The organism is Haemophilus sp. HMSC61B11 (assembly GCF_001838615.1).
Lineage (GTDB): Bacteria > Pseudomonadota > Gammaproteobacteria > Enterobacterales > Pasteurellaceae > Haemophilus_D > Haemophilus_D parainfluenzae_AD.
Map to the genome: position 1 here is coordinate 44,157 of NZ_KV837963.1, position 8,253 is coordinate 52,409.

The window sequence follows — 8,253 nt, forward strand, 5'->3', positions numbered from 1 at the left end:
AGCAATTATGTATAAAGCTGTATTCAGTGATTTTGATGGTACCTTATTAACTTCCGATCATCGAATTTCGCCTAAAACCTTAGATGCACTTCAACGCATTACAAAACAAGGTATTCCATTTACACCTATTTCTGCTCGTTCACCGTTGGGTATTTGGCCTTATGCGAAACTCATTGAAAATTACAACATCATTGTTGCATTTAGTGGAGCCTTGATTTTAGATAAAAACGCCAAGCCTATTTATTCAGTACAAATTGATCCCGCTGATATTCAAGCCATTAATCAAGTATTAGCAGATCATCCTGCGCTGGGTGTCAATTATTATACCTATGATGATTGTGTCGCTCGTGATTTAGATAATAAATGGGTGATTTATGAACGTAGCGTGACAGGCATTCAAATCGATCCTTATGATGAAAGTGCGGTCTATTCTCCACATAAAATCCAAATCATTGGTGAAACAGACGAAGTGATTAGTATTGAGAAAATCCTAAAAGAGAAATTCCCACATTTAAGCATTTGCCGTTCTCATGCGAATTTCCTTGAAGTGATGCATAAATCCGCGACAAAAGGTAATGCAGTACGTTTTCTCGAAGATTACTTCCATGTGAAGATGGAAGAATGTGTTGCTTTCGGCGATAACTTTAACGATTTAGATATGCTAGAAAGCGTGGGATTAGGCGTGGCAATGGGCAATGCTCCTGATGAAATTAAACAGGCCGCTAATCGTGTCACTGCTTCGCATAATGATGATGGAATTGCATTAATATTGAATGAGATTTTTCCTGAATAAATAAAAAGGCGCTTTCTATGAGAAAAGCGCCTTATTCATTATAGTGCGGCTAGCGCAGCTTCATAATTTGGTTCATCTTTAATTTCAGATACCAATTCACTATGTAACACATTGTTGTTTTCATCTAAAACAATCACTGAACGAGCAGTTAAACCTGCGATTGGACCAGTTTTGATGTTTACCCCTAAGTTTTCATGGGCTTCTTTATGACGGAAAGTAGAAAGTGTTTCTACGTTCTCAATACCTTCCGCACCGCAGAACCGTGCTTGTGCAAAAGGTAAGTCCGCTGAAATGCAAAGTACCACGGCATTCTTTAAATTAGCTGCCTGTTGATTGAATTTACGAACAGAAGTTGCACATACACCTGTATCAATACTCGGGAAAATATTTAAGACCTTGCGTTTTCCTGCATAAGCATCAAGCGTCACGTCAGCAAGTTCTTTATTGGTGAGTGTAAGTGCGGTCACTTTTTCCCCTTTTTTTGGAAAGTTGCCACTTACTTCAATGGGATTGCCCATCATTGTTACTTGTGTCATAAAAGCTCCTATTTTTTATTTCCTAAATTAAGCACTTTTTTAAGTGCAGTAAAAAATTTGTTATTTTCTTGTGGTAAGCCAATACTGATACGTAAGTGATTTGGCATGCCATAACCTGCAATTGGGCGTACAATCACGCCTTCACGTAATAATGCATCATAAATTGGTGCGGCAGGCTGTTTAAAATCAATGGTAATAAAGTTACCTTTAGACGGAATAAAGTCTAAGCCATATTGTTGACAGAAGGCTTCATAACGTTTCATTTCTTGACGATTATTCTCAGCCACTTTTTCCACAAAAGCATCATCATTCATCACCGCAATTGCACTAGTTAAAGCAAGACTATTACAGTTAAATGGCTGACGAACACGATTTAATAAATCTGCAATTTCAGGATTAGAGACCGCGTAGCCAATGCGTAAACCCGCAAGCCCATAAGCTTTTGATAGAGAGCGTGAAACGATAAGGTTCGGGTATTTATCCAGTAATGCAAAAGAATTAACGCGCTCATTTGGATGAGTAAATTCAGTATACGCTTCATCTAATACCACAATCACATTTTCAGGGACTTTGGTTAAGAAGGTATCCAGTTCAGCTTCCGTTAAGAAATTCCCTGTTGGATTGTTTGGATTGGCAATAAAAATCAGTTTAGTTTTATCTGAAAGTGCGGTCAAAAATCCGTTTAAATCATGTCCCCAATCTTTAGCGGGGATTTCTTTTGCGACGGCGTTAATGGCTTTGGTCACTAAAGGGTAAACAATAAAAGCATATTGTGAATAAATCACTTCATCGCCTTCACTCGCGAAGGTATGAGCAAAGAGCTCTAATAAATCGTTAGAACCATTGCCAAGGGTGATTTGGTTTGGTAGCACACCAAATTTCTTCGCAATAGCCTCTTTAAGTTCAAAACCGTTAGCATCAGGGTAGCGAGTTAAATGATCAAGTTGGGCTTGAATGGCTTTTTTCGCACTTTCAGGGAAGCCGAAAGGGTTTTCATTCGAGGCCAGTTTAACGATATCCGTAATGCCTAATTCGCGTTCAAGTTCTTCGATGGGTTTTCCGGCTTGGTAAGGTGAAAGAGATTTTACGCCTTGATTGGCAACGTTGATGTATTGCATATGCTTTCCTTATAAAGACGAGCGGGCCTTTCAGCCCGCACGTTGAGTTTAGTTAATCAGATAATTAGCTGTTTTCAGCTTCAAATTTTTTCATGAATTCAATGAGCGCTTGTACACCTTCTAATGGCATTGCATTGTAGATAGATGCACGCATACCACCTAACACTTTGTGACCTTTTAAGGCTTGAAGACCTGCAGCTGTAGATTCCGCAACAAACTTAGCATCAAGTTCAGGATTGCCTGTCACAAATGTGACATTCATGGTTGAACGGTTTTCTTTAGCCACTACGTTACGATAGAGTTTGCTGCTATCAATGTAGTCATAAAGGGTTTGTGCTTTCACTGCGTTACGTTTTGCAATTTCTTTTAAGCCGCCAATTGCTTGAATGTGTTTGAAAACCAATGAACAGAGATACCACGCAAAGGTTGGTGGGGTATTGATCATAGAATCAGCATCACGCTGTGTGGCGTAATTCCAAATTGATGGTGTCGCTTGGCGAGCATGACCAATTAAATCATCGCGAATAATCACAAGTGTAATCCCTGCTGGGCCAAGATTTTTTTGTGCACCAGCGTAAATGACACCAAATTTGCTAATATCAATTTCGCGAGAGAGCACATTAGATGACATATCGGCTACAAGTACCGCATTGCCCACATTCGGTACATCAAAAATTTCCACACCGCTGATGGTTTCATTTGGGCAATAGTGAATGTAATCGTATTGTTCCGCAATATCACTGAAATCAAGGTTGGTAATGCGTGTATGCTCACCATTTTCGACAATGGTAATTTCATCAATTTCAGCAAAGTTACGCGCTTCTTTCGCAGCGGTTGCAGACCAGTGACCGCTATTTAAGTAAAGTGCTTTGCCTTTCTCTCCAATTAAGTTCATCGGTAATGCTGCAAATTGACCACGTGCGCCACCTTGTAGGAATAACACGCGATAATTATCTGGAATGTTATACACTTCACGCAGATCTTTTTCTGCTTGGGTAATCAATTCCATAAAATATTTGCCACGGTGGCTGACTTCCATCACAGACACACCTTGACCAAGCCAGTTAGTTAGCTCAGCTTGTGCTTTGTGTAGTACCTCAGGGAAAATCATGGCTGGACCAGCACTAAAATTAAAGACTTTTGACATTGTGTTTCCTTATTTTATTTTGAATAGATTCTTCATTTTTACCACTACCGAATAGGATAATCAACTAAATCAAACAGTTTTTTGATCTAATCCATCAATTTAAATTTAAGCTTTTGACGGGGACGAAAAAAAAGGCTACATTACCCGAAGTTTATTTTTAACTTTGAGAGAGTCGATCATGGGAAATGTAAATAAATCCTTCCAAGAAGTATTAGAGTATGTGCGTTTATATCGTTTAAAAAATAAACTTAAGCGTGACATTGAAGACAACAACCGTAAAATTCGTGATAACCAAAAACGTGTCTTATTATTAGATAACTTAAATCAATATATTCGTGATGATATGAGTATTGAAGATGTTCGTGCAATTATTGAAAATATGCGTGATGACTATGAAGGTCGTGTAGATGATTACAACATTCGCAATGCGGAACTTTCTACTCAACGCCGTGAAACGAGCAATAAGATGAAAGAACAGAAAAAAGCCCACGCGAAATTAGTGAAAGATTCATCAAATAAAATCACGTTATAAAATCCTAAAAGAAATGACCGCACTTTGTTGAAGTGCGGTCATTTTTTATGGTGTTTTTAGGATGAACTATAAATGATTAAACATCATAAGTGCCCATCACCACAGCTTGATCTAGAATATGCCCTTGCATCGCAAAATGTAGATCATTGAAACGGAATCCTGGTTTAAGGTTAAGTTTGGTATCGAGCGCATACACAATAAGCTCGTAACGATGTAAGCAGTTTGGTGGTGCCATACCACCATAGAATGAGGCTTCTTCAATATCAAATTGACCTAATTTACTCGCCCAAGTATTTGCACCTTGTACATAATCTGTTGCAGTTTGGCTTTCATTTTCTTGGATAACCGTACGTTCAAGATCCGCAATGAGCCAATGAATCCACACAAAACCACTTGCCGTAATCGCATCTTTATCTTCTAAGACAACCGCAAAGGATTTAGTGCCTTGAGGGGCATCGTGAATTTCAAATGGAATAGAGTAGGTTGGCATGCCATTTGGGCTAAATTGTGTGCCGCGTTTGCCATATTTGTCTTCAAATGCACCATTTTGAATGGCTGAACTGGTTACAAACATTGTTTTCTCCTTAATTTCTCACGGAATACACTTTAAATTTAGTGGTTTGAGCAAGTACGTCAAACTTACCGAAATGTTGTGCTAATAAATCGGGATAGGGCAGAAATGCATTAGCAACAATACGCAGTTCTCCGCCTGCTGTTAAATGCCATTTTGCTTGTTGAATAAGCTCCTTTACCGCACGATAAGCGGTATCGATTCCATCGTGGAAAGGTGGGTTTGAAATAATCAGATCAAATTTTCCCTCAATATGGGAAAACACATCGCTTGCGATAACATTGCCTTCAAGCTGATTTTCTGCCAGTGTTTGACGAGCAGATTGAATTGCCATCGCATGAATATCAGTCATTGTTACATCCGCTTTCGGATGATATTTTTTGATCATTGAACCAATGACACCTGCCCCACAACCAACGTCTAACACTTTACCTTGAATTGGTGAGGTTAAAGTGGAAAGCAGAAGTGATGTTCCGCTATCAAGTTCATTGGCACTGAATACACCCGGCAAGCTGTAAATACGGAGATCGCCTAATGCATCATTTTGGTAGCACTTCCAATAAGATTGAAGATCAAAGTGCGGTTGTTTTTGTAAGGAAAAATGATATAAACCGCAACGACGCGCTGAGTCGATTTTGCCAATTTCACCATAAGGTTCAAGCAGTTTTTCAGCTGAACGGACGCCACAACGATTTTCGCCAATAATCAACACTTCTTGACCAATTTTACTTTTGGCGAGTAGTTGCATCAGCTGAAAATTCACTTCTTGTTTATTCTTTGTCCAATAATAAATAATCAAATCCGCTTGCGGTTGAAATTCAACCTCAAAATTGACCGCACTTTGGGTTTTAGCATAATCAAAATACCAGCTCCAAATTTGCACAGATTGACAATGTTTTTGCAATATTTGAGGAAAATCATCATTAATGCCGCCGGCAAGAAGAATTGATTTACCGTTAAAAAAGGGAAGATGGCGTTGTAAAACTTCGCTTTCGAGAGAAATCACGCTTTAAATCCTGTAGTTTATTGGTTAAAATTATGCATTATTCTAGCAAAAGATAACGATTTAGACGCATTTATTAAGGAATTATTTATGAAAAAAATCATTACTGCCGTCGCCATGGCAAGTTTATTGTCCGGCTGTCAATTACTCGAACAACTTCAAGGCACTAAGCAACAGCCTTCAACCTTACCAACAAGCTCAAAAATTGAATTACCTGCTGCACAAGCACAAAGTTTAGATGCGCAATTTGAGCGAATCAAAAAGGGTAACGAAGAAGTCACATTTAATGGTGAGAAATTCTATAAACAAACGAAAGCCTTTGATAAATCAGAAGATCCGCGTTTTTTAAGTGGTGCGGCAAGTGTAGATCGTAGCAATCGTAAATTTATCACTAGTGAAACCTACTACTTAAAAGACCTTTCACATGTTCCAGCATTAACAACAAAATATCTTGATGCCAATAAAAAAGTATGTGAGTTAAAAACAATTGGTAGCGCTTCAGATGTTTACTATGCTTGTGATGGTAAAGATTTTCAACGTTTTATCGCGGTGATTTATCAAGCGAAAAATATTCTTTCTTTCCGTAGCTTAAAAGCGTATCAAGAAAAACCAACCGAAGCGCAAGAACAAGCGATTGTTAAAGGTTTAAGAGATTATCCGCTAGATACTATCGCTCGTTAATCTATGGATAGACGCAATCTTCTTTTAAATGAAATGGGAATAACCCGTTGGCAGCTCTATCGTCCAGAAGTATTACAAGGGGCGGTTGGTGTGAGTGTGTCTGAACAAGTGAAATTTATTGTGGTGACGAAAGATAACATATCGAACGCCCCACTTTTTTCAGATGTTCGACTTTCACTTGAGTTAAATAAAGAAGATTGCCTTTGTTTGAATTTTGATCAAATTCAACATATCACATTACAACATTCTGTGCGGTATTGGTTATTAGCTGAAAATGCTGATGAAATCGACCGCACGTTGCCTTATTGCTTAAATGCAGAGCGTATTTATCGCTCCGTTGATTGGCAACAATTTCAGCAAGATAACCAAGCTAAGCGTGAGCTTTGGCAACAAATCCAACAAATTTAATCATTATGCCTTCTCTATTTCCTATTGAAGAATGCGATATGGATCGCTTATATGAAATTGAACAAGTTGCGCATCTTGTGCCTTGGTCATTGGGAACCTTGAAAAATAATGTCGGCGAACGTTATCTTAATCTAAAATTAGTGGAAAAAGAGCAAGTACTTGGTTTTGCTATTTGCCAAACGGTATTAGATGAAGCGACATTATTTAATATTGCGATAGATCCGGTTCAACAAGGAAAGGGCTATGGTTCGTTTTTATTGCAAGGTTTAATGGATAAGCTTAAAGAGAAAGGTATTCAAACGCTTTGGCTTGAAGTGCGTGAATCGAATCCTGCTCGTTTCCTTTATGAAAAGCTGGGATTTAATGAGGTTGATATTCGTAAGAATTATTATCCGAAACCAGATGGTGGACGAGAAAATGCTGTCGTGATGGCATGTTATCTCTAGCATGAAAAAGTGCGGTCAATTTTGACCGCACTTTGTTTATTTGAAAAGTAAGACATTACACTTCTTCTGCTGGGAAGACAAATGGATTTAATCCACTGCGTGCGAAGCCTTTTTCTTCCATTTCAATATCTAAGAAAATTGATGCTAAATCATCGGCTACCGCTTCAACATTCGGATCTTTTTCTTGGAACATGATTTTTAAGTAGCTTTGGCAATCGCCACAGGTTTCTGCACGAACAAGAGCAAGCTCTTCATTTAATGACCACATTTCAAGATTTTTGTGTTCATTGCAGTTTGTACATTGTGCGCGCACTAAATTCCACTCACTTTCACAGAGATTGCAGTGCAAATAGCGTAAACCTTGTGAAGTACCGATATGGACAACACTTGACACTGGTGCAGAACCACAAACTGGACAGTAATGTAGATTGTCAGTTCCTTCTTGGCGACTGTTATGAGGAATTTGTTGAGCCAGTTGTAACCAATAAAGAGAAAGCGCAGCCCAAATAAATACTGCTTTATCGGTGCTCACTAAATTAAATTCTTGGCTTAAAAGATGGCTAGCCATTTCTTCAAGCTCTTTATCAGAGGCCTTTTCAAGATTCTCAATCGTAGCAAGAACCTGTTCATTCGCTTTTGGTTTAATGCTATGTAAAATTTCTTTGAGATATTCAATCCAAATGCTTGAGCGTTTAAATGTTTTAGTATTTAACGGTTCAAGTTCATCTAAATTATTGAAATGCTGTTTTTCTAATGGATTTTTTTCAAATACGCTTAATTGGCTTTCCACAACATCTGCAGCAAAGAGTAAATAATCAGCCAATGGATGATCTTTCGCTAATTCTCTTAAACGTTTTGCACGACGTTGATAAAGATTTTTAGGGTTAGCAAACAAAACAGGCGGAATATCGTATGAATTCGTTTTTTGTTTGATTTCGTCTGCAGATAAGATTTTGATACTCATAATTGTCTCTTAAGTATTTATAAGAAAAAGTGCGGTCAATTTTAACCGCACTTT

11 protein-coding genes are annotated in these 8,253 nt (G+C 38.2%); 5 read left to right on the forward strand and 6 right to left on the reverse strand.

The window, feature by feature from the left end:
- Positions 1 to 7: 7 nt before the first annotated feature.
- On the forward strand, positions 8 to 793 hold the full coding sequence (locus tag HMPREF3263_RS03925; protein ID WP_049375450.1) for a Cof-type HAD-IIB family hydrolase: 786 nt from the start codon (positions 8 to 10) through the stop codon (positions 791 to 793).
- 38 nt (positions 794 to 831) lie between these two features.
- Here the strand turns inward: HMPREF3263_RS03925 and tpx are convergent, their stop codons facing one another.
- The 3 genes from tpx to serC all read right to left on the reverse strand — a co-directional run bounded on the left by tpx (position 832) and on the right by serC (position 3,594).
- Positions 832 to 1,329, reverse strand: a complete 498-nt coding sequence (gene tpx, locus HMPREF3263_RS03930; protein WP_049375449.1) for a thiol peroxidase — start codon at positions 1,327 to 1,329, stop codon at positions 832 to 834.
- A gap of 8 nt (positions 1,330 to 1,337) precedes the next feature.
- Positions 1,338 to 2,447 carry a histidinol-phosphate transaminase gene (gene hisC / locus HMPREF3263_RS03935; protein WP_049375448.1) on the reverse strand — a complete coding sequence of 370 codons (1,110 nt, stop codon included), beginning with the start codon at positions 2,445 to 2,447 and terminating at the stop codon, positions 1,338 to 1,340.
- Between the two features lie 64 nt (positions 2,448 to 2,511).
- Positions 2,512 to 3,594: a 3-phosphoserine/phosphohydroxythreonine transaminase gene (serC, locus tag HMPREF3263_RS03940; protein WP_049375447.1), complete on the reverse strand. Its 1,083-nt coding sequence runs from the start codon at positions 3,592 to 3,594 to the stop codon at positions 2,512 to 2,514.
- A gap of 178 nt (positions 3,595 to 3,772) precedes the next feature.
- Here serC and HMPREF3263_RS03945 point away from each other — a divergent pair, with 178 nt between their 5' ends.
- On the forward strand, positions 3,773 to 4,126 hold the full coding sequence (locus HMPREF3263_RS03945; RefSeq protein ID WP_005696407.1) for a DUF496 family protein: 354 nt from the start codon (positions 3,773 to 3,775) through the stop codon (positions 4,124 to 4,126).
- Between the two features lie 76 nt (positions 4,127 to 4,202).
- Here HMPREF3263_RS03945 and HMPREF3263_RS03950 read toward each other — a convergent pair whose 3' ends face one another.
- Both HMPREF3263_RS03950 and rsmC read right to left on the reverse strand, forming a co-directional pair.
- Positions 4,203 to 4,700, reverse strand: coding sequence for a YbhB/YbcL family Raf kinase inhibitor-like protein (locus tag HMPREF3263_RS03950; RefSeq protein WP_005696405.1), 498 nt, complete (start codon positions 4,698 to 4,700; stop codon positions 4,203 to 4,205).
- Between the two features lie 10 nt (positions 4,701 to 4,710).
- Positions 4,711 to 5,703 (reverse strand): 16S rRNA (guanine(1207)-N(2))-methyltransferase RsmC, encoded by a 993-nt coding sequence (gene rsmC / locus HMPREF3263_RS03955; RefSeq protein ID WP_005699538.1) that lies wholly within the window; start codon positions 5,701 to 5,703, stop codon positions 4,711 to 4,713.
- An 87-nt stretch (positions 5,704 to 5,790) separates the two neighbouring features.
- On the opposite strand from rsmC, the gene HMPREF3263_RS03960 reads away from it, so the two are divergent.
- The 3 genes from HMPREF3263_RS03960 to rimI are packed head-to-tail and all read left to right on the forward strand — an operon-like array spanning position 5,791 to position 7,235.
- Positions 5,791 to 6,381, forward strand: coding sequence for a hypothetical protein (locus HMPREF3263_RS03960; RefSeq protein WP_005699535.1), 591 nt, complete (start codon positions 5,791 to 5,793; stop codon positions 6,379 to 6,381).
- A 3-nt stretch (positions 6,382 to 6,384) separates the two neighbouring features.
- On the forward strand, positions 6,385 to 6,789 hold the full coding sequence (locus HMPREF3263_RS03965; RefSeq protein ID WP_005699541.1) for a DNA polymerase III subunit psi: 405 nt from the start codon (positions 6,385 to 6,387) through the stop codon (positions 6,787 to 6,789).
- A gap of 5 nt (positions 6,790 to 6,794) precedes the next feature.
- Positions 6,795 to 7,235, forward strand: coding sequence for a ribosomal protein S18-alanine N-acetyltransferase (gene rimI, locus HMPREF3263_RS03970; RefSeq protein ID WP_005696399.1), 441 nt, complete (start codon positions 6,795 to 6,797; stop codon positions 7,233 to 7,235).
- A 55-nt stretch (positions 7,236 to 7,290) separates the two neighbouring features.
- Here rimI and fdhE read toward each other — a convergent pair whose 3' ends face one another.
- Positions 7,291 to 8,199 (reverse strand): formate dehydrogenase accessory protein FdhE, encoded by a 909-nt coding sequence (gene fdhE / locus HMPREF3263_RS03975; protein ID WP_005699553.1) that lies wholly within the window; start codon positions 8,197 to 8,199, stop codon positions 7,291 to 7,293.
- Positions 8,200 to 8,253: the final 54 nt, after the last annotated feature.